Origin of the sequence: Methanobrevibacter arboriphilus JCM 13429 = DSM 1125, assembly GCF_002072215.1 — an archaeon.
In the GTDB taxonomy this organism is placed as follows: domain Archaea; phylum Methanobacteriota; class Methanobacteria; order Methanobacteriales; family Methanobacteriaceae; genus Methanobinarius; species Methanobinarius arboriphilicus.
Map to the genome: position 1 here is coordinate 32,125 of NZ_JXMW01000011.1, position 22,495 is coordinate 54,619.

Genomic DNA, 22,495 nt, shown 5'->3' on the forward strand with positions numbered 1-22,495 from the left:
GGGGATTTCTATGGAAATGATTTACATTTTTTGGATTATAACAATATTTGGGGCTTTAATACATTTATTTTTAAGTAAAAAAGAAAGAACTAAAAATAGAATTTTTGAAATATTCTTACTATGGTTTTTAGTAATAATGGTTGGTTTTGGATCATTATTTGCTTTTTTTGGTCATGTTTTCACGGCAGACATGGTTGCTAATATGATAGGGTGGCCTACTGGGAGTCCATTTCAGTTTGAAGTTGGAATTGCAAACTTGTCATACGGAATTTTGGGTATTTTATGTTGGAAATTAAGAGATAATTTTTGGACAGCAACAATAATAGCTATATCTGTATTCTATTTAGGAGATGGCTATTTTCACATCATGAATATAATTCAAGTAGGTAATATGGCTCCTGGAAATGCAGGCTTTGCATTGTACAATGATATATTAATCCCAATAATACTAATAACACTTTTAATCGCATATAAATATACTTCAAAACATGTGAAAATAAACAATGCCTCCATAAAAAATAACTAAAGATAAAAAATAGAAAAAAGAATAATAAAAAATGAATGGAAAATATTTTTCTCAAAAATGGATAATATCCTATTAATCTTATCCATTCATTTATTTTAATCTCTGAATCTCTTCAGCAAGATTTTTTTTGTTTTAAAGCAATTAGCTGGTTTTTTATTAAAAATACTTTTCATTCAATAAAAATTTAAATATTCTATAAAGCTCAAAAAGAGGTTGGAATTCATTTATTATATGAAATATCATAAAACTGAAAGCACCATTTCAATGTTAATTATTATAATTTTTAGCTAAATTTTCTAACTATATTATTTTTTAGTATATTGGTTCAGTTAGTTGTTTTACAAAATCAGAAGAAGGACAAGCCATGATATTTTTTGGAATGTCTAATTGTTCGATTGTTCCATTATTCATTATTAATGTTCTATCTCCTAATGCAAGTGCTTCATTTATATCATGTGTTACAAAAACAATGGTGATTTTAGTTTTTTCATGTATTTTTTTTATCTCTTTTTGAAGTTGTTTTCTTGTTATTGCATCAACAGCTCCAAAAGACTCATCCATCAACAATATTTTTGGAGAAGCTGCTAAAGCTCTTGCTATACCTACTCTTTGTTGTTGTCCTCCAGATAATTCTTCAGGATAACGATCAATTAGATTTTGATCTAAATTAGTTATTTTCATCCATTTTTCAACATCATTTTCTATTTTATCCTTATCTTTTTTATTTATTAATTTTAGAACATATGAAATATTATCTTTTACACTTAAATGAGGAAATAATGATGTTCCTTGAATGGAATAACCGATTTTTCTTCTTAAATTAACCATATCTTCTTTAGAGATATCTTTTCCATCTAAAAAAATCTTTCCAGAGCTAGGTTTGACAAGACCATTGATCATTTTTAAAATAGTGGTCTTTCCACACCCAGAACTTCCAATGATTGTTAAAAATTCTTTTTCAACTATTTTAAGATTAAAATCATCGATTATTTTATTATCATCAAATGTTTTAGATATATTTTGAAATTCAATGATTACATTTTTATTATCAAGATCATCCATATTTTTCACCCCCCAATAAATTTCAATAGTATAATCTTATAAATATCATTCATTTTTCCAAACTATTAATCTACTAATTTTTTTTCTTTTAAAAATTCATGGGCAACATCTTTAGGATCTTTCTTCTCAACTTCTACTTGATAATTCATTTTAGCCATATCTTCATTACTAATAAGTCCTTCAAGCTTTAATAAAACCTCCTTTAATTCAGGATGTTCTTTTAAAACTTCATTTCTTACTACATTTCCACATTCATATGATGGGAAGAACCCTAAATCATCTTTTAATATAGTTATATTTGAAGATATTAATCGACCATCAGTTGTGTATATTACTACTACATCTATTTTTTTGTCATTGATAGCATTATACTTTAATCCAACATCCATATCCTTAGTATCTTTAAAATTGAAATTGTATTTTTCAGAGATCGCATTATATCCATCATTTCTTTCAAAAAAATCTGGTTCAGCTCCAAAAGTTAAATCATTTGATACTTTTGCAAGATCCGAATAAGTTTTTAGATTATATTTATCTGCTATTTCTTTATTAACAGCTATACCATATGTATTTTCAAATCCATACATCCCCACCCATGACATATTATATTTTTCATTATATTTTGATTTTAACTCTGAATTTTGCTCAGTAGTGAAAGTTCCACCTTCTTTTAAAACTTCCATCCATCCTGTTCCAGTATATTCTGGATATAAGTCAAAATCTCCTTTTTCCATTCCTGGATGAATTGTACTAACTCCTCCTGCAATACCAGTACTTAGTTTAACATTAAGATCAGTTTTTTCTTCAATCAATTCCTTTAACATATAACCCAGTATATATTGTTCTGTATAAGGTTTACTAGCAATGTTTATTGTTTCAGAACTACTAGAGCCATATAATATTCCCCCTCCTACTAAACCTATGACTAATATAATAGCTACTATTGCTACTGGCTTTTTATTATTTTCATTATTTTTACTTATTTTCTTTAATTTATTTACAAATTTAGAATCATTTTTACCATATTTCGTTATTTTTTCAATTTGGCCTAAAATAAAATCTACTACTATAGCTAATATAGCTATTAAAATACTTCCTGCTATTGTCATAGCCATGTTATTGGTTGTTATCCCCCTGTAAATAGCTACACCTAACCCTCCAGCACCTATAAATGCAGCTATACCAGCTAATGCTATGGTCATGACAGCCATTGTTCTGATACCAGCCATTATATGAGGCATTGCTAGTGGAATTTTTATTTTATATAACATTTGGAATTTTGTACTTCCCATTCCTCTTGCTGCTTCTAAAATCCCCTTATCAATGTTAGTAATGCCAGAATGAGTATTTTTAACCATAGGAAGTAAAGCATAAATTGTAAGGGCTATTATTGCACTAACATCACCAATACCTGATATTGGAATTAATAATCCAAATAATGCTATTGAAGGTATAGTATAAACAAAATTAACTACACTTAATATCCATTTATTTTTTTCATATTCACTAACAATAATTCCAATAATCATTCCTAAAACAATCGCGATTAAAATAGAAATTAAAGAAAGTTGGATATGTTGAATTAATAAATCCATGAAAAATTCGTGATCTGAAATCAATAAAGAAAAACTCTCTTCTAATAAAATATTTAACAAACCCCCCTTTCATACGTTTCATAATATTTAATAAATGTCTATATATATTATTTATACAACATTATGTAAATATTTTATGATATTTTATTGATATTTTATTATCTATTTATTATTTTAGCCATTTAAAATATAACTATGAAAAATTAGAAAAAATAATTACAGAAACACTAACTAAAAATAATATTCATTATGCCATTATCAATGATGAAGAATTTTAAAACAATAGAGAAAGAAAATATTTAAAATATTAGTCTAATTTTTGAGATATATAAGAAACTACTTGATTTTTACTATTCAATAAAATATCAATAGATTTTTTTTATTTTCTAGATAATTAATCATATTTCTTAAATTTTTTATTTTATTTTTTTGATTAATTAATCTATTAATCATTAGAAAGCCACTTTTCATATTATATTTGAATATAGAAAAATAATTATAATAATTAAATTCATAAACTATACTCATGGGGTTTCAAGAGATTAAAGGAATTAAATTAATATTAAAAGTTTTTTTAATAATCCCAATATTTATTCTATTTATTTTTCAAACGTTATTTAAAAGGATTAAAAATACTAAATTACAGTTAAAAATTTATGATTATATGATTAAGCTTTGGTCTGAAATATATTTCATCTATGAATACCGGATATGTATTACAAAATAACGAAGAATATGAAAAAACTATAATAAATTTTGAAAAAAGTCTAGAACTTGTAAAAAAGAAGACTCTGATAAAGTTTCCCCATTAAAAAGTATCGTATTATTATTAGAAGAGTTAAATGATTTTGATGAATCTTTAAAGATTATTAATAAAGTATTAAGAATAAATCCTGATGAAAAAGAAACAATATACAATAAAAGAATAACATTATCAAGACTATCTAAATATGAAGATGCTTTAATTAAAATATTAATCAATAAATTATAGAATAACTTGGAAAATTATAATAATTAAAAAAAAGGTGAAAATTATGAAATATATACATATTCCCTTAGAAGGAGCATATAATGTTAGAGAATTGGGAGGTTATCCTATAAATAATGGAGTTACCTCTTTTAATAGCTTTTTAAGAGGAGATAGCCTTGAAGAAATTACTGTTAAAGACTTAAAAATATTAGAAGAGTATGGTATAAGAAACATACTTGATTTAAGAGGAGAAATTGAAATAGGTGATGAATTAAAAATAATCAGAGATAATTCAAACTTAAAATATAAACAAATTTCATTATTTGGTGATATTGAAAAAGCTGCATCTGAAGATATAACTAAAATGATTGTAGAAAATCCAGAAGAATTTTTAATAGAAATATATATAGCTGCACTGAATGAAGCTAAATCTGCAATGAAAGAAGTGTTTGATAATATAGCAAAATGTAAAGGAGGGATACTTTTCCATTGTACTGATGGAAAAGACAGAACCGGAATAATATCCGCACTTTTATTAGATTTAGCTGGTGTTAAAAAATCAGACATCATAGCTAATTACCAAATAACCCACACTTATATAAAAGAAAATCCAAAAGTAAAGGAACAAGCCAAACAATATTCTGAAGAACTCACTTACTCAAAGCCAAAATATATGGCAAACTTATTAAACTATCTTGAAAAAAATTATAATAATACAGAATCATATCTAGAAAAAATTGGTGTAAGTAAAGAAAATATAAGAAAAATAAAACAAAAATTAATTACCATATAATAAAAACCAAATTACTTATTAAATTATTCAAATAATATTAAAAAGTTAATTATTCAATTCTTTTAATCTTTGGATTTCTTCTGCGTGGTGTTTCATGATTAAACCATTAGGTGTTTTAACCACATTAAAATGATGTTTATTAGCTAATTTTTAAATTAGTTGTTTTGTTCTTTTTTGTTTAGTTTATTAGTTTTTTTACAGCTCTCACAAAGAACAGCAAACAAATATTATTAAGCTTCTTTCTCAAAAAATATCCATAATCAATGATATAATCATAAAATGGAGACTTTCAACACTTAATATAATAGCATTACTTAATATAATAGCATTATTATTCTATTATTATAAATAAATTTTTAATAGTTTTTTGCTTTTATTTCAAAATATGCTTTTGGATATTTACATACTGGACAAATTTCTGGGGCAGATTTTCCTTCAACAATATATTCACAATTCCTACATTCCCAAACTACTGTGTTTTCTTTTTTAAATACTTCATCATTTTTTAAATTAGCTAATAATTTCTTATACTTTGCTTCATGCTCTTTTTCAATTTGACCTACCATTTCAAAAACATAAGCAATTATATCAAAACCTTCTTCTTTTGCTTCTTTTGCAAATTTATCATACATAGTCCATCCATAATGTTCAACATCAGCAGCATCTTCTAAATTAGTTACTGTATCCGGAATTTTTTCATCATGTAAAAATTTAAACCATATTTTTGCATGCTCCTTTTCTTTTTCCGCTGTTTCAAGAAATAAAGCAGCAATTTGCTCATAACCTTCCTCTTTTGCTTTAGCGGCATAAAAAGTATATTTATTCCTAGACCGTGACTCTCCTGAAAAAGAACCCATTAAATTCTTCTCTGTTTTTGTTCCTTTCAAATCCAACATTTTCAACATACCTCCTAAAATTATATAAAACATATTATATTTATATAAAATAACAATAGTTATTATTATAATATCATAATTACCTCATCATTAATAAATTTAATTAATAATATCCCACGCTCCTATCATAATATGCTTTTTTAATTTTTTTCTTGCCTAAATTTACCCACTTCTTTTTCTTTTTATCATAAGCTTGAAATGAAAAAGTTTTACCATTAAGAGAACCAGTACCTTTTTTAGTTGAAAGAATGACAAAAGAATTTTTGCCATATTCAGTCATGTGTTTATATTTCCATTTTTTAGAAATAACTTTATTACCTAACTTTAATCGTCCATAAGAATACTTTTTTAATTCACTTGGAGAACCACTAAAAAACATTCTGACACTAGTTTTCCAAGCAGCAGGACACTTACCCCATTTATAAGGAGAACACATCCCACCCTAACTATATGTATGCTTATGATAAACAATATGATAAGCATCAACTTTAGCAGCACTAACACCTGACACAAAACTAAAAGCTATGCAAATTACAATTATCACCATTAAAACTTTCTTTTTATTCATCAAATTACTTCATGTATTATTTATCATCAAATAACTTATTAAAGTATTATGCAATACTAAACTGTCTCGATTATGATACATTTTACATTCAAATTTATATTAATAATTACAGTTATCTTTTACATTTATCTTAAAAAATTATAATAGAAAAATAAAATATTCTTAAAATTAGAAAGGATATATTAAAACAATAATTAGAAAAAATAGAATACCGATAGATGTTAATTTTAGCTACATTAACATAAAATTTCTTAGCTAATACCTTAATTAGTTACTCTCATTCATTTTTTTTCTTATTTTAAATATTAATTTAATAGTATTTTAATTTATTATACCTACCATTCGGTTGCTATTTGTTATCCTTTATTATCAATAAAAGGCTTTTGTTCTTCCATTACTTCTTTTATAAGTTGTGTCGGAGTTTTACCAAATAGTTTATATATTTCATTAAAAACAAAATTATACTCTTTTTCTCTTTTTAATGAGAAATTTCTTCTTTTTATTATTTGTATTAATTTTGTATCTGTTTCTGTGAATTTCACTTTAATTACCTTTCTATTCTTTTTTAAGAAAGAACGAAAGACATCAGAAACTCAAAAAAACTGAAATTAATTATTCATTTCTTTTAATCTTTGGATTTCTTCTGCGTGGTGTTTCATGGTTAATCCATTGGCTGGTTTAGCTACAGTAACATGATGATCTTTTTCTAATTTATAGATTAAAAATTTATCATTTTCAAGCTCAATAGAACCATTTGGATCTTCAAGTTCTAATCCATCTATCTCATCAACAATATTTTTATATTCAACTTCTTCATCAGCTATTATTTGAGCAATATCTATTCCTTGGAGTTCTGGATTTAATTGAATAGAAAGAGCAACAATACCATTAACTTCATTTTTACCAAGTTCAAACTTTGAATTTCTAATTTCATTAATATTAGATAAAACATGTTCTTTTGTAATTTCAGTAGCTGGAATCTCATTAGAAGTTCCAATTAAGTTTATTTTATAGGTATTTTTCCATTTTCCTATTTTGTATATTGCATAATTTACATCATTAAAAGAAATATTAATCTTCCCAAAATTTGGATCATTTTCATTAATTTCATTGCTTGGTTTGGTGTTATTCTTATTATTACTTTTATTATTACCTATATCATTATATTTATTATTATTTTTAATATCATTCATATTACTTTTATTTCCTTCCATTTGAAAACCTCTAAATTATTTTAAATATTAATATATGAATATGAGATATGAATATTAAATATAAATATTAGATATTAATATATAATTTTAGTCATATAACTATTACTTAGGTGTGATTATGAAACTGAAAGTAGCTTTATGCCAGATGAATGTAGTTGATAATAAAGAAAAAAATATCAAAAAAGCTATTAATATGATAAAGAAAGCTAAAAGTGAAGGTTCGGATATAGCTATTTTACCAGAAATGTTTAATTGCCCTTATGAAAATGAAAAATTTAAAGAATATGCTGAATTTAGTGATAATAGCTATACTTTAAAATCAATAGCTGAAACTAGTAAAAATGAGAATATTCATGTTTTAGCTGGTTCCATTCCTGAAAAAAAAATCAATGCAGAAACAGGAAAAGAAAAAATTTATAATACTAGTTTTTTATTTGATGATAATGGTGAAATATTAGGTTGTCATAGAAAGATGCATTTATTTGATATAGATGTTAAAGATAAGATTTACTTTAAAGAATCAGATACCTTGAATTCTGGAAATAGTGTTACAGTAATTGACACAAAATCAAAAATAGGTAAGATAGGAATAGGTATCTGTTATGATATTCGTTTTTTAGAACTTTCAAGAATCATGTCACTTGAAGGTGCAAAAATTTTAATATATCCTGGGGCTTTTAATTTAACCACTGGACCTGCTCATTGGGAGTTATTATTTAGATCTCGTGCTCTTGATAATCAAGTTTTTACTATTGGTGTTTCACCATCACTTAATGAATTTAATAGTTATCATGCTTATGGACATTCTATAGTTTGTAATCCATGGGGAAAGATTGTTAAAAAAGCTAGTTATGAAGAAGAACTTTTAATAACTGAAATAAATCTTAAAGAAGTGGATAAAGTAAGAGAAGAACTTCCTATTTTAAAAAATAGACGAAATGATATTTATGAGTTAAAAAACTTAGATTAAAAATAGATTAAAAAATTAGTTTAAAGCTAATTAAAATATATAATACTGATATTTTGTTTAGATTTAAGTATTAAAAAAAATTGAATATTAAAGAAGAAAAGAGAGTAGCTCTTAAACCTATAGCAAAGGTTTAGAAAATAAGTAGTTAAGATGACATATGAAAGAACTAATAACCTTTGTACTATAGTTTTAAGAACTTTTGTTGAGTGATATGATGTAATTTTTTGGAGGATTACACCACCAATTATAGTATTGTTTCTCATAGTATATAAATATTTAGGTATACCTAAATTTTATATTGTGTAAATTATAAAATTATGAAAAAATTAAAAATTAAAAATATTATAATTTTTAAAATAATTTTTAAAATATTATAATTTAAAATAGTATATAACTAAGAATAGTATAGATTAAAAAAATTAAAAGTTAAAAACAATAAAAAAAAATTATCTATAAATAGCTATATTATTATTTTCGATTAATTCATTAACTTGATTCTTATAATCTACTTTAAATTTCTTCAATAGCTTTAAATATTTTTTATTGAAAGCTAACTTTAAAACAGTTGAAGAACCTTTTTTTAAAGATTTCACCTTTATTTTACTAATTAATTTACCTTTACTATAAACTCCAAGATAATTTTTATTTGAGGTAGTAATTCCAATGTTTTTAACTTTAATATAATACTTATTATTCTTTCTTATAATTTTAACTATCTTCAAATCAGGTTTATGAGTTTTTGCATTAGTAGCTGAAACTTTTTTAGCTTTATATCCATAACTACTTACAGTAGAGTTAAATAATTTAATAGTTAAAGTGGAAACATCAGACATTAATTTAGTTGTTTTTGCATGGATGTTTTTTGTACTAAATTCTCCTAATAATTTCCCATTATTATAGACACTAATATTAAAAATAGGTAAATTTTCGATTCCTTTTTTAGATCCATCTGTGTTTAAAGAAAAATAAGTGTTATAATTTAAATTATCTCCTATTTTGAGAGTATTGTTAGCCACTGTTGGACTTATTAATAATTTATAATGATTATTAACATTAAATCCTCTATATAAGCTACTTATGTTATCATTAGTTCCCCAAAAATTAAAATCAGCACTAGTGTTTCCTGCATTATTAAAGATTGTGTTTCCATAATAATCATAATTATTATAAAAAACACAGTAGTTAACAGTGAGATTACTTTCTTTATTAACTATAGCTCCACCATCTCTACCAATTAAACCATTAAATAATAACAAGTTGTTTCCAATGAATAGAGAATTTGTTATAAGCATGTATTTCCCACCATTTGTGTCAATTGCTCCTCCACCACTATAAGCTTTATTATTTATAAAAGCAGAGTTGTTTATAATAACTTTTTCACCGAATCTATTGTTAATAGCTCCACCATACATACTTCCAGTGTTATCTGTAAAAGAACAATTTAAAACAGTAAGATTCCCATTAATATTGAATATAGCTGCACCACGACCACCTTCAGAACAAGCTATATCACCATTACAATTTGCAAAATTATTATTAAAAAAACAGTTGATGAAAGTAGCATCCCCTGCGTTATAAATTGCAGCACCATTAGTATCTCGATAAGCATTAATAAAAACAATATTTTCAAATCTAACAATTGATCCATTATTAATATTAATCAAATTATATAAATTTTGACCATCTATAATTGATTTATTATTGCTATTAGTACCTTTTATAGTTAAATTCTTATTAATTGTAATATTATAATTACCTTCACCTTTATATACTCCACTAGAAAGAAGTATCGTTCCTTGAGAGCCAACACTATCAATAGCATTTGAAAGTGTTGCCTTAGAAGAGTTTTCAGACATTCCACTGTTTACATCATTCCCATTTGGACTTACATGTATTAAATTAGATGGGGCAGCTGAAGCAACATTTAAACATACAAATATTCCCAAAACAAAAATCACTACTAAAATATAATTTCTATTCATTTTATCCCCTTTAAATATAAATATTTAAATTAAATATAAACAGCTAGATTAAATATAACCAACTAAATTAGATATACTAATTAATTAACTATAATTAGTTAAGTTAAATATAATAGCTAACTAGTTAAATTAACAAAATTATTTATATAATTATTCGATATGAATTATTCATCATATAGCATATATTTAAATTATATTTTGTTTAATATAAAGTTTATTAAAAATAATATTAAAACTATTAATAACCTAAATCTAATTAAAAACAAAATTATTAAGAAATAAAATACATTCTAAATCATAATAGATATAAATTAGATATAAAATATGAATAGAAGGCTAAAATATAAATAAAGAGCTAAAATATGAACAGAAAAGATAAGGAAGTAAAAAATATAGATAATATGATTAATATTATTAAAAAATGCGATATAATAAGAATCGGTTTATTTGATAATGAATACCCTTATATAATCCCTCTTAACTTTGGATATTATTATGATAAAAACAAATCAGAATTAGAATTATACTTTCATGGAGCAAACACTGGTAAAAAATTAGATATTATTAAAAACAATGATAAAGCAGGATTTGAAATGGATTGTTCTACAGAATTAATTAAAGGTAGTAATCCATGTAATTATAGCATGAATTTTGAAAGTGTATGTGGAAATGGAAAAATCAGTATATTGCCAGAGGAAGAGAAATTAAAAGGATTGAAATATATAATGAAACAATACTCAAGCAATAATTTTAGTAATTATGATTTCAAATCAAAGGCAGTTGAAAAAACAACAGTTTTTAAATTATCTGTTAATGAAATTACTGGAAAATCTTCAATTAGAAAATAAATTAAATAGCGTTAAGCTAAATAACGAATTTATTAACTGTTTTTTATAACTTTAATTATTAATTATTCATATTCAATCAAATACCACTTAGCTTTATTTTGCTTAAATAAACGGTACTATATTTTCTTGTAAATTCATTAACAGGTTTTGATAAAATAGCACCATGACAATTTTCTTTTAATTTATAAATAAGGAATTTTTCATTGTTTATTTCAATAAAATCAGAGGGATTTTCTAATTTTAATTTGTTCAACTCATTTTTAATATTATAATATTCTTTTTCTTCAGTATCTATTAATTCACCAACATCTTCATTTTGTAGTTCATTGAACCTAATAGCTAATCCAACCATTCCATTAATTCTAAATCCTTTGAAATTAAAATTATATTTCCGAATTTCATCGATAATATTTAATGATTGGTTTTTAGTTATTTGAGTAGCAGGAATTTCATTATCTATTCCTAATAGATTTAATTTATAATTATTTCTCCATTCTCCTAATCTATAGACTGCATAGCTATCATCATTGAAAAATACTAATTTATCATCATCTTCAGCATAAAATTTAGTGCATTTACATGATTTTCCACAATTGCCATTACAAGAACAAGTCGAGTTACATTTACAACTTGAAATATTCCCATATTTATTTTTATTATTTAAATTAATCCCTTTATGATTATTTAAAATAGGATTAAAAATTCTATCAGAGTTTATACGTTTATTAATCATTTTTTAATCACCAAAAAGCCCTAAAATTCAATTAAAATAAATTGAACTAAATATGATAAAAATATCTAGACAAAAATTTAGGCATGCCTAAATAAATTTAGGTATACCTAAATATTTATTATAGTAGTATATAAATATTATGCAAAAATAATCGAAACAATGCAAATAATTAGAATAATTAGTGATTAGAATAATTAGAATAAAAAAATAAAAAATAGCTGAAACTAGAAAATGTAGAAAAATAATTAAAATACTGCAATAATTAAAACAATTAGGATAATAAAATAAAAGATTAATAAAAATAATAAAGTAAAAGACTAATAAAAATAATAAAATAAAGGATTAATAAAAAATAATCAAAATAAGAAATTAAAAAGAATTATTTCTTTTTAATAGATTTTTCAATCTTTTTAATTGCTTTATTAGCTGCTTTTTTAAAGTCTTTGTCTTTTTCTTTTCTTCTAGCTTTTTTAATTGGAGTTATAGCTTCTTCAACTTCCATATCACCAAGAGCCCTTATAGCTGCAAGACGAACACCCCAATCCTCTTCTTCTAACATGATTTTTTCAATATCATCGATTTTACTAGTTACTTTTAACTCACCAAGAGACCTTACAGCAACTTTACGAACACCAAAATCTTCATCATTAATACTTTTAGAAAAGTAATCAATAGCTTTATCACTACCAGAAGCTTTTAAAGCAAAAGAAGCAAATCTTTTATACTCTCCTTCTTCATTATCTGCTACTTCAAGAAGCCTATCAACAGCTAAATCTCCTAATTCTCCATTTAAATTTCCAAGATTTTCAGCAGCTTTATGTCTTACAGGAGTATTTTCATCATTCAAAGCCATGATTAAAGGCTCTATTACTTTTTCATCTTCAACTCCCTCTAAACTATTAACTGCAAGTTTTCTCAACTCAACATCATCATCAGATAATTTGGATATAGCTTCATCCACAGATAACTTTTCTTGATCTTTAGTCATAATCTCACCACTAAACAATTGATAATTAAATAATAAATATATTTATAAAATTATATTTATAAAATATCTAAAAAATATTTGTAAAATATCTAAAGCGTATTATAAAGATATCTATAAAGATATATATAAAATATAAGTATATAATTAAAAACTAAAAATATATAATCACAGTACAAATAATAATATAAAACTAAAAATATTTATTAATTTATACTATATTAATATATATTTATTAATCTAAGTGTCTAAATCAAAATTAAACTCATTTAAACTATTTTATTATTACAAAGATTATACTTTTTTATATAAAGAAGCAGTAGATTTATAATTAGTATATGCTTTTTTAAATTTTTTATAATTATTTTTAGCACAGCCATGAAATTTGTTAGCAGAATTATAAGCTTTAATAGAAGAATTTAGCTTTTTCTTATTATTTTTACTTGAATTTTTATTATAATTTGATTTAACTTTAACATCCACTCAGTTATTAATAAAATTACAAATTGAAATAATAAAATCTCAAACCTTGAACAAGAATTGCACAAACAACTCCAATCGAATCATAGCATAATAAAGATATTCATAAAATTATAATAAAAACAAAAATATAAAGAAAAATGAGAGTACAGTATAAAATACTATATCAAAAAGGTTATTATAATAACTCTCAAAGCTATTAAAATAATAGACAATAGGACAGTTATTATTAACATTAATTTTAATCCTTTAATAGTTTTCATATCAACAGAAACAAATTTATCTATAATATCTGGGAATAATATGACAGTTTGAGAGATTAAACCTGAAAATAAAATTATTAACCCTGCATATAATGGTATTTCTGGAAAGTTCAGCATTGAAAACCCCCAAACAGTAGCGGAACCCCCTATTATCAAAGAAAGTAACCAATACCATATAGGGCAGTAGCCAGTACACTTTTCAAGCATATTACAAGGAGAATGTCCTAATCCTGCATAACTAATTGTATTCTCATTAAAAGTGTTTTTACGGATCATCATGAATATTAAAGGATATAAAAACATGAATATAAAACCTACAAATACTGGGAAGTTATTAGTGTCGATCACTACTGGAAAGTATAAACAAAAGAGAAAAATAATAAGTATTAAGGATAACAGTATATTTAAACCAAAATATGTATAACAATCCAAACTTTTACAGTTTCCCCTTTTAATTTTAACATTTAAAGTTTTTTCTATAAAAGATAAAATTTTATCTTCAAAATGATAAAAAACTACTCCAATAATCATTGCTAAAAAAACATATAACACAATCGAACTCATATATTCACTCCTTAGCTAGGAACTTTTAGTTTATCTAAAATGTTATTAAACCATGTTTCAGCCATATAATTAATGGCATAGTCGTTAGCTGCATTTCTAGATCCGGAAACATTTAATTCATCCATTAAAACATACGCACTAGAATCACTTAACCATATAGTGTTTAATGCAGTCATGAATGTTCCATAAGCTGATTTTTCATAAACTATTGGATAATTATTTTTTTATTTAACCAATAATTCAAATCCAGGACTAATTTCTGGTGGATAGTAACTCATTATATTTATTTTTTCATCCCTTATAATTGTTTCATTTGCATGATGAAAATAGTTTTTATTGGCTCTGAAAGAGGCAAATTAATAATATTTGTGAAATTTTCATTGAATTCTATTTTTTCTCCAGTATAAGTGTATTTTAAAAGCTCAGTGAAGTTTTTGTTGAAATCTTTATAAGTATATTCAAAAAGATTATAATTTCGATGATAAATACTAAAAAATAGTAATATTATAACAATTAAGTTAATGAAAATATAACTTGAAAATATAACTAAAAAAGTAAAAATGCACAAGAAAGTTAAAAAACAGTTATAATCTAAGAAACATTTAAAAATAATATTAAATAATTAAAAACAAAAGAAAAAACAAAACAATAGATTATTAATTTTAATTAAACTAATAAAAAATTTACTAAATTATAAAAAATTATAATAGAAAAATTCTAATTATAATAAAAACAAAATAAGTATTGAAAATTTATATTTAAAATAAAATAATCTAGGATAAAATGATAAAAAAACAGACTGAAAATTATTCTAAAAAGGAAATCTATAAGATTCTTCATCCATGGGTAAAAGAATGGTTTGATAATGAATTCGAAGATTTTACACCATCACAGAAACAAGCTATTGTGGATATTCATAAAAGAAACAATGTACTTGTTTCATCACCAACAGGATCTGGAAAAACATTAACAGCATTTCTATCAGTTATCAGCGAACTAACAAGCCTTGCAGAAAAAAAAGAACTTGAAGATAAAGTTTACTGCATATATATCTCACCTCTCAAAGCATTAGATAATGATATTGAGAAAAACTTAGAAGAACCTCTAAAAAAAATAGAAGAAATAGCTATAAAAAATGGAGCAACTTACAAAAAAACTCCTAAAAAAACCGAAAAAGGTCTTGGAATAAGAAAAGCTGTTAGAACTGGAGATACAAGTCAATATGAAAGATCAAAGATGTTAAAAAAACCTCCACACATCTTGATTACAACACCTGAAACATTAGCTATTCTGCTTGTAGCACCAAAGTTTAGAGAAAAGCTGAGTAATGTTAAATATGTTATTATCGATGAAATTCACTCATTAGCTGAAAACAAAAGAGGAGTTCATCTTAGTTTATCACTTGAGAGATTACAGCATTTAATAGGAGGTTATACAAGAATTGGACTTTCTGCTACAGTTTCACCACTTGAAAAGATAGCTAACTTCTTAGTTGGATATGAATATGGAATAGAAAGAGATTGTCTTATTGTTGATGTTAATTACTTAAAAGAGTTAGATATGGAAGTGTTAAGTCCAGTAGATGATATTGTAGTTGCAGATGCAGAAGAAACAAGACTTGCAATGTATAATCTTGTTGATGATTTAATAATGGAACATAAAACAACTCTTATTTTTACAAACACTCGGCGAGGAACAGAAAGTCTTGTTTATAATCTTAAAAAGATGTTTTCTGAAAATTATAACTCCAATAATATAATGGCACATCATTCTTCTCTTTCAAAAGAAATTCGTCTACAGGCAGAGGATAAACTAAAAGAAGGTAAGCTTAAAGCTGTTGTTTCATCAACATCCCTTGAACTTGGAATTGATATTGGTTATATCGACTTAGTTATACTTATAAACTCTCCAAAATCTGTATCCCGAGCACTTCAAAGAATTGGAAGGAGTGGGCATAGATTACATGAAAAGTCTAAGGGCAGAATTATTGTTACTGATAGAGATGATCTTGTTGAATGCTCTGTTCTTCTTAAAAATGCTAAAGAAGGAAGAATTGATAAAATCAAAATCCCTCATAATGCTCTTGATGTATTAGCTCAACATATTTATGGTATGAGTATTGAAAATCCGTGGGATATTGATTATGCATATGATGTAATTAAAAAAAGCTATTGTTATAAGGATTTAAGTCGTGATGATTATGAAGATGTTTTAAGCTATCTTGCAGGTGAATATGGGGAGTTGGAAGAGAGATATGTTTATGCTAAAATCTGGATTGACTATAAAAAAAAGCAATTTGGTAAAAGAGGAAGATTAGCTAGAATGTTATACTCTACCAATGTTGGAACAATACCTGATAGTAGTGGTGTTGCTGTAAAGTGTGATGGTGAAGTTATAGGGAGAATTGAACAAGATTTCATGGAAAAACTTAAAAAAGGAGATACATTTGTTCTTGGAGGAGGAATATATAGATTTAATTATGGTAGGGGAATGACCATCAATGTTTCACCAGCCAGTGGACCTCCAACAATACCTTCTTGGTTTTCAGAGCAACTTCCATTAGCATTTGACCTTGCCCTTGATATTCAAAGGTTTAGAGCTATAATGGATGGAAAATTTGAATATAAACGATCAAAAGATGAAATTTTATCTTTTTTAGATGAATATCTTTATGTTGATGATTTTGCAGCTAATTCTATATATGAATATTTTAAAGAACAGTATCTTTATGCTCAAATTCCAAGTAACAAAAAATTATTGATTGAATATTATAGTGGTTTTGGTGGAAGAAAGTTCCTTATATTCCATTCACTTTTTGGTAGACAAGTAAATGATGCACTCTCTCGTGCAATAGCATACATTATAGCTAAAAAAAGTAATATTGATATTACAATATCTATATCAGACAATGGATTTTATCTAAGTTCAGACAAAAAAATGGGAGGATTTGAAGCATTTAAAAAACTAAGCTCAGAAAACCTAAGAAATATTCTTATACAAGCTATTAGTAAAACTGAAACTTTAGCTAGTCGTTTTAGACACTGTGCAGGAAGGTCTTTAATGACTCTTAGAAGATATAAAGGACATGATAAATCTGTTGGAAGACAACAAGTAAGAGGTAAGATTCTTCTTAAATTCGTAGAAGACATGGACGATAACTTTTCAATTCTTAAAGAAGCTAGAAGAGAAGTTATTGAAGATTTTATGGATGTTAAAAATGCAACAAGAGTTCTTCAATGGATAGAAAGCGGACAATTAGAAATAAAAACAATTAACACAGTAATCCCCTCCCCATTTGCATTTAATCTTGTTTCACAAGGATATTTAGATGTTTTAACACAGACAGACAAGGCAGAATTTTCAAAAAGAATGCACAAAGCTATTTTAGAAAAGATCAAAGACAAATTAAAAGAAGAATATTACTAATGAAAATTAAGAGTACTACTAATAAAGAGAATATTAATATTAATAAAAAAAATATTACTAATGAAAATTAAGAGTACTACTAATAAAGAGAATATTAATATTAATAAAAAAAATATTACTAATGAAAAAGAAGAATATTCTAATAAAAAATTAATAATTAATATAAAAAATATTAATAAATAACAATATTATATCATCTAATCAATATAGCAACGGAAAGTTTAAATAATAAAAAAGTCTTAAAAAATATGTGTAGGAGAAGTATTTCCTAGTTATATGATTATTATTAAAAATTACTAAAAAAATTGATCACTTCTCAATTAGTAAATATTAATAGTTATTATAATAATTCGGGGAAAAACTAGGAATCATAACTTCTCTTACAATAATTATCTGAAAAATAAAGATCTTATCTTTTAAATAAAGATTTTATATTTCATTAAATTTTTATCTTTTACTAATTTTTATACTATTACTATATAATATTATAAAATTAATATTACTTATTTTATAAATAACTTCATATCAACAAACAATTTATAATTTTATAGCTATTTTTAATATAATTTTTCAACAAAATACATTTTATGCTTATATTACATTCTAAAACTTAAATTTCTTCTTACACATACAAATAAAAAGTAATAAACTAAAATAATTAACAATAAATATGAAAATTCGATTAATATGAAAAATATGCTTTATAATAATTATGAAGAATATTATTTATAATAAAAGATTATGAAATATGATTTATAATAATTATGGAATATTATTTGTAATATAAAATATAATTTATAAGAAAAAATAAATATTTTAAGAATGATATAATATATCATGAATATTTTAATAACCTATTACTCAAGAACCAATATAACAGAAAAAGTTGCTAATAAATTAAAAAAAGAGTTAGACTGTGATTTAGAAGAAATTATTGATAAAAAAAATCGTTCAGGCCCTATTTCTTATTTAATATCTGGTTTTCAGGCTGCGAGGAGTGTTCCAGCAGATATAAAAGAAATAGAAAAAAAGCCTGAAAACTATGATTTAGTAATAATTGGAACTCCTGTTTGGGCAGGCACAATGTCAACTCCGATTTTAGCCTATTTAAAAGAAAATAAAGAAAAATTTAATAACATTGCTTTTTTCTGTACATGTGGTGGAAACGAAGGAAACACTTTTGAGAATATGGAAAAACTAGTATCTAGAAAACCTTTAAAAACACTTTCTCTAAATAAAAAGGATTTAGAAGCTTCATATGAAACAAAGATACATGAGTTTGCTGAAAATATTAAAAATAATATTTAAATAAAGATAATATTTAAAAAATAATATCTAAAAATATTTAATAAAGATAATATCTAAATATCTAAAAATATTTAAAAATATCTAAATACACACCAATTTAAATATTAACCTAAATATTAATCAGTCACCAGAATAATACTTAATTTAAGTAAGGAGAAAAAATGATAACATTTTCATTAGAATTTTGGATAGTATTGGCAGCGATATGTTTATTACTAGAACTAATTACTACTGGGTTTTACTTAATGTCAGTAGGAGTTGGAGGGATCGCAGCAGCAATTGCAAATTATCTTGGATTTGATCCAATTATGCAGCTAGTCTTCTTTGCAATATTTACAATCATATTTTTAATTATATCAAGACCTCTTGCTAGAAAATTAACAAAAGGATCACCATCTAAAAAAGCCACTACAGACCGTTTTATTGGACAAAAAGGATTAGTAACTGAAGCTATTGATCCTGAAAATACAGGAATGATAAAAATTTCTGGAGAACTTTGGAGAGCTATATCTGACGAGAATATTGATGTTGGAGAAGAAGTAGTTGTTGAAAAAATTAAAGGAGTTCGACTAATAGTGCGAAAAAAAGAATAAAATATTGCTGTTGATATTTTAATATATTTATACAAGTAGTATTTATATAGTTTATATATTGTATAATTTATATATTTATATAAATTATTCATATATAATTTATAGTCGGATTAGCAAATTAAGTTAGAAAAAGGTGAATAAAATGGATTATCTAATAATAGTTATTATATTAATACTCATAGTATTTGTCCTAGCATTTAAATCAGTTAAAATATTAAGACCCTATGAAAAAGCTGTAGTTGAACGATTTGGTAAATACCAAAGAACTGTGGAAAGTGGACTAGTATTTTTAATACCCTTTATTGAATCTATAAGAAAAGTAGATCTTCGTGAACAAGTAGTAGATGTCCCTCCACAAGAAGTTATTACAAAAGATAACACAGTAGTTATAGTAGATTGTGTTATATTTTATGAAGTAACCGATCCTTTTAATGCGGTTTATAATGTTGTAAACTTCTATCAAGCTATAACAAAATTAGCTCAAACAAACCTTAGAAATATTATAGGGGATCTTGAACTTGATCAAACACTTACTTCAAGAGAAATGATAAACACACATCTCCGTGAAGTTCTTGATGAAGCAACAGATAAATGGGGAACAAGAGTTGTTAGAGTAGAAATTCAAAGAATTGAGCCTCCAAAAGACATTGTAGATGCAATGAGTAAACAAATGAAAGCTGAAAGGATGAAGCGTGCTGCAATTCTTGAAGCAGAAGGTTATAAACAATCTGAAATTAAAAGGGCTGAAGGAGACAAGCAAGCAGCTATTCTTGAAGCAGAAGGACAAGCAGAAGCCATTAAAAAAGTAGCTGATGCACAAAAATATGAAGAAATAGCTATTGCAGAAGGACAAGCAGAAGCTACAGTAGATGTTTATGATGCAATCCACAAAGGAAATCCTACAAATGATTTAATAGCAATTAAATATTTAGAAGCTCTTGAAAAAGTAGCTGATGGAAACTCTACAAAAATATTCCTCCCTGCAGAAATGTCTGGAATACTTGGTTCTATTGGTGGAATTGCAGAATTATTTAATGATAAAGATATTAATAAAAAAGAAAAAATTTCTAAAAAAGATAAAGACCCTAAGATTGATAGAATTATGAAAAAAGTTGAAGAACAATCCAAAAAAGCTAAAAAATCTATGGACTAAGAATATCTATAGATTAAAGACTAATTAAAACATTGGTGAATTAAAATGGGAGAACTATCAAAGTTACCAAATATTGGAAAAGTTTTAGAAAGCCAATTAAATGAAATAGGCATAGAAACAATTGAAGAATTGGAAAATATAGGTTCTAAAGAAGCATGGTTATTAATAAGAAAAATAGATAGTTCTGCATGTTATAATAGACTTTGTGGTTTAGAAGGAGCCTTACAAAGGATTAGATGGCATGAACTTTCAAAAGAAGACAAAAAAAACCTAAAAAATTTTTATTCCTCAATAAAGAATAGTAATATATAGCTTACTATTTCTTTCATTTTTAATTATTTTTAAAATATTTTTAAAATAATTTCTAGTAATTTCTATAATCTTATAATTTTTATAATTTTTAGGCTTTGTAGAAATCCTAATTTTTTATATTTGAAGTTTCATTTTTTTTTTGAAAAATTTATTCTTTAATTTTCAAATAAACTATCCTTTTTTTTCTTTAAATTTTTATATTTTGGTTTATATTTAGTTATTTTGAAATTTAAGGATTGAAAAGATATAAATATTAATAATGAGAATATATATTATTATAAAACGCAAAAGTACATACTCTCAGTTTAATGATTTAATTTCAAGACAATTAAATCTTTTCGGATTTTAACTTTGAAAAGCCTGAAAAATTATATTAAAAAATTTAAAAATCAATGCATCACTGACTTAAATGAAAATAAACATATAAATTTCATTATTTATACTTATAATTAATGCTAAAATCTGTTTAAAAAAAGATCAGCACAAATAAGCTAAAAAAAAAAGGATTTCTACAAAGTCAAAAATAATATAAAAAATAATAATAAAAATTAAAATATAAATAATAAAATATAAATATGGAGGAAAAAAAATAAATAAGCCCTCCTAAAAAAAAATGTTTAATTATTGTTTTCTTCTTAAGCTGATTCCAAATATACTTATCAATACTAGTATAATAGCTATTATTGGTATTCCTGTTTTTTTCATAGTAGCTATTGCTACTGGATTATCAGTTGTTTTATTGTCATTGCCATTAGTATTATTAGTGTTGTTGGTGTTATTGTTGTTTTTGGTTTCAAATTCAGCAAATGTTAGATTACTAAAGTAATTTTCATTATCTGATAAAGCTGTAATCTTATGTTTACCAGTTTTAAGTTTAGAATTGGGTATATGGAATATTCCAACTCCATCAGAGTCTGTTATCACAGATCCTATGTATTTACCATCTAATTCAACGTCAACTTTATAATCTGGTATGGTATCACCATCTTCATCAACTACTTTAACAATCAAATCAACAGAACCATCCTTATTTTCATTAACAGTAACATTAACAAAGCTTTCACCTTTTTTAACATCAAAACTAGTGCTGTTAGTGAAACCTAAATATTTAGCATCACCATTGAAATTAAGTACAACTGTAATTTTTCCAATGCTTTTGGGTTTATAAGTTAAATACCAGTAACCATTGTAATTGGTTTTCACTAAATGTTTTTTACCATCAATAGTGATTTCTAATTCACTATCAGCTATTGT

Annotated in this window: 23 protein-coding genes; 9 read left to right on the forward strand and 14 right to left on the reverse strand. The window is 24.6% G+C overall.

The annotated features are described in order from the left end of the window. Nucleotides 1-10 precede the first annotated feature (10 nt). The gene (locus tag MBBAR_RS06480; RefSeq protein WP_080460486.1) at nucleotides 11-526 is read left to right on the forward strand and encodes a DUF6790 family protein; all 516 of its coding nucleotides are present in this window, start codon (nucleotides 11-13) and stop codon (nucleotides 524-526) included. Nucleotides 527-838: 312 nt separating this feature from the next. Here the strand turns inward: MBBAR_RS06480 and MBBAR_RS06485 are convergent, their stop codons facing one another. Next, a complete protein-coding gene (locus MBBAR_RS06485) occupies nucleotides 839-1,588 on the reverse strand; it encodes an ATP-binding cassette domain-containing protein (protein WP_080460487.1) in 750 nt (249 codons plus the stop codon). Between the two features lie 65 nt (nucleotides 1,589-1,653). Continuing rightward, nucleotides 1,654-3,243, reverse strand: coding sequence for an ABC transporter permease/substrate-binding protein (locus MBBAR_RS06490; protein ID WP_249025039.1), 1,590 nt, complete (start codon nucleotides 3,241-3,243; stop codon nucleotides 1,654-1,656). A 974-nt stretch (nucleotides 3,244-4,217) separates the two neighbouring features. Here MBBAR_RS06490 and MBBAR_RS06500 point away from each other — a divergent pair. Next, complete coding sequence (locus MBBAR_RS06500) at nucleotides 4,218-4,946, forward strand: tyrosine-protein phosphatase (RefSeq protein ID WP_080460489.1); 729 nt, start codon at nucleotides 4,218-4,220, stop codon at nucleotides 4,944-4,946. A 356-nt stretch (nucleotides 4,947-5,302) separates the two neighbouring features. On the opposite strand, the gene rbr is transcribed toward MBBAR_RS06500, so the two are convergent. The 5 genes from rbr to MBBAR_RS06520 all read right to left on the reverse strand — a co-directional run bounded on the left by rbr (nucleotide 5,303) and on the right by MBBAR_RS06520 (nucleotide 7,624). Then, nucleotides 5,303-5,842 carry a rubrerythrin gene (rbr, locus tag MBBAR_RS06505; protein WP_080460509.1) on the reverse strand — a complete coding sequence of 180 codons (540 nt, stop codon included), beginning with the start codon at nucleotides 5,840-5,842 and terminating at the stop codon, nucleotides 5,303-5,305. Nucleotides 5,843-5,945: 103 nt separating this feature from the next. Further along, entirely contained in the window at nucleotides 5,946-6,278 is a 333-nt protein-coding gene (locus MBBAR_RS06510; RefSeq protein WP_080460490.1) for a hypothetical protein, read from the reverse strand. 6 nt (nucleotides 6,279-6,284) lie between these two features. Further along, nucleotides 6,285-6,410, reverse strand: coding sequence for a hypothetical protein (locus MBBAR_RS10640; RefSeq protein ID WP_282956047.1), 126 nt, complete (start codon nucleotides 6,408-6,410; stop codon nucleotides 6,285-6,287). Between the two features lie 356 nt (nucleotides 6,411-6,766). After that, nucleotides 6,767-6,952: a hypothetical protein gene (locus MBBAR_RS06515; RefSeq protein WP_080460491.1), complete on the reverse strand. Its 186-nt coding sequence runs from the start codon at nucleotides 6,950-6,952 to the stop codon at nucleotides 6,767-6,769. 66 nt (nucleotides 6,953-7,018) lie between these two features. Next, a complete protein-coding gene (locus MBBAR_RS06520; protein ID WP_225369996.1) occupies nucleotides 7,019-7,624 on the reverse strand; it encodes a hypothetical protein in 606 nt (201 codons plus the stop codon). Nucleotides 7,625-7,742: 118 nt separating this feature from the next. On the opposite strand from MBBAR_RS06520, the gene MBBAR_RS06525 reads away from it, so the two are divergent. After that, nucleotides 7,743-8,594 (forward strand): carbon-nitrogen hydrolase family protein, encoded by an 852-nt coding sequence (locus tag MBBAR_RS06525; protein ID WP_080460492.1) that lies wholly within the window; start codon nucleotides 7,743-7,745, stop codon nucleotides 8,592-8,594. A gap of 446 nt (nucleotides 8,595-9,040) precedes the next feature. Here MBBAR_RS06525 and MBBAR_RS06530 read toward each other — a convergent pair whose 3' ends face one another. Next, entirely contained in the window at nucleotides 9,041-10,576 is a 1,536-nt protein-coding gene (locus MBBAR_RS06530) for a CARDB domain-containing protein (protein WP_080460493.1), read from the reverse strand. 362 nt (nucleotides 10,577-10,938) lie between these two features. On the opposite strand from MBBAR_RS06530, the gene MBBAR_RS06535 reads away from it, so the two are divergent. After that, nucleotides 10,939-11,424, forward strand: a complete 486-nt coding sequence (locus MBBAR_RS06535; RefSeq protein WP_080460494.1) for a pyridoxamine 5'-phosphate oxidase family protein — start codon at nucleotides 10,939-10,941, stop codon at nucleotides 11,422-11,424. 76 nt (nucleotides 11,425-11,500) lie between these two features. Here the strand turns inward: MBBAR_RS06535 and MBBAR_RS06540 are convergent, their stop codons facing one another. The 5 genes from MBBAR_RS06540 to MBBAR_RS10290 form a co-directional block, all read right to left on the reverse strand. Continuing rightward, complete coding sequence (locus tag MBBAR_RS06540; protein WP_080460495.1) at nucleotides 11,501-12,157, reverse strand: hypothetical protein; 657 nt, start codon at nucleotides 12,155-12,157, stop codon at nucleotides 11,501-11,503. Nucleotides 12,158-12,536: 379 nt separating this feature from the next. Beyond that, on the reverse strand, nucleotides 12,537-13,145 hold the full coding sequence (locus MBBAR_RS06545) for a HEAT repeat domain-containing protein (RefSeq protein ID WP_080460496.1): 609 nt from the start codon (nucleotides 13,143-13,145) through the stop codon (nucleotides 12,537-12,539). A gap of 291 nt (nucleotides 13,146-13,436) precedes the next feature. After that, on the reverse strand, nucleotides 13,437-13,625 hold the full coding sequence (locus MBBAR_RS06550) for a hypothetical protein (protein WP_080460497.1): 189 nt from the start codon (nucleotides 13,623-13,625) through the stop codon (nucleotides 13,437-13,439). A gap of 158 nt (nucleotides 13,626-13,783) precedes the next feature. Then, complete coding sequence (locus tag MBBAR_RS06555; RefSeq protein ID WP_080460498.1) at nucleotides 13,784-14,449, reverse strand: hypothetical protein; 666 nt, start codon at nucleotides 14,447-14,449, stop codon at nucleotides 13,784-13,786. 11 nt (nucleotides 14,450-14,460) lie between these two features. After that, nucleotides 14,461-14,625, reverse strand: coding sequence for a hypothetical protein (locus MBBAR_RS10290; RefSeq protein ID WP_158082551.1), 165 nt, complete (start codon nucleotides 14,623-14,625; stop codon nucleotides 14,461-14,463). A gap of 607 nt (nucleotides 14,626-15,232) precedes the next feature. Between MBBAR_RS10290 and MBBAR_RS06560 the strand changes: the two genes are divergently transcribed. From MBBAR_RS06560 to MBBAR_RS06580, 5 genes are all read left to right on the forward strand, one after another. After that, a complete protein-coding gene (locus MBBAR_RS06560; RefSeq protein ID WP_080460499.1) occupies nucleotides 15,233-17,875 on the forward strand; it encodes an ATP-dependent helicase in 2,643 nt (880 codons plus the stop codon). 837 nt (nucleotides 17,876-18,712) lie between these two features. After that, nucleotides 18,713-19,183, forward strand: coding sequence for a flavodoxin family protein (locus MBBAR_RS06565; RefSeq protein ID WP_080460500.1), 471 nt, complete (start codon nucleotides 18,713-18,715; stop codon nucleotides 19,181-19,183). A 161-nt stretch (nucleotides 19,184-19,344) separates the two neighbouring features. Then, nucleotides 19,345-19,776: an NfeD family protein gene (locus tag MBBAR_RS06570; protein WP_080460501.1), complete on the forward strand. Its 432-nt coding sequence runs from the start codon at nucleotides 19,345-19,347 to the stop codon at nucleotides 19,774-19,776. Between the two features lie 142 nt (nucleotides 19,777-19,918). Continuing rightward, nucleotides 19,919-20,929, forward strand: coding sequence for an SPFH domain-containing protein (locus tag MBBAR_RS06575; protein ID WP_080460502.1), 1,011 nt, complete (start codon nucleotides 19,919-19,921; stop codon nucleotides 20,927-20,929). 45 nt (nucleotides 20,930-20,974) lie between these two features. After that, complete coding sequence (locus MBBAR_RS06580) at nucleotides 20,975-21,241, forward strand: TfoX/Sxy family protein (RefSeq protein WP_080460503.1); 267 nt, start codon at nucleotides 20,975-20,977, stop codon at nucleotides 21,239-21,241. Nucleotides 21,242-21,862: 621 nt separating this feature from the next. On the opposite strand, the gene MBBAR_RS10295 is transcribed toward MBBAR_RS06580, so the two are convergent. Next, the coding region (locus tag MBBAR_RS10295) for a hypothetical protein (protein WP_080460504.1) at nucleotides 21,863-22,495 on the reverse strand (633 nt) is incomplete at its 5' end.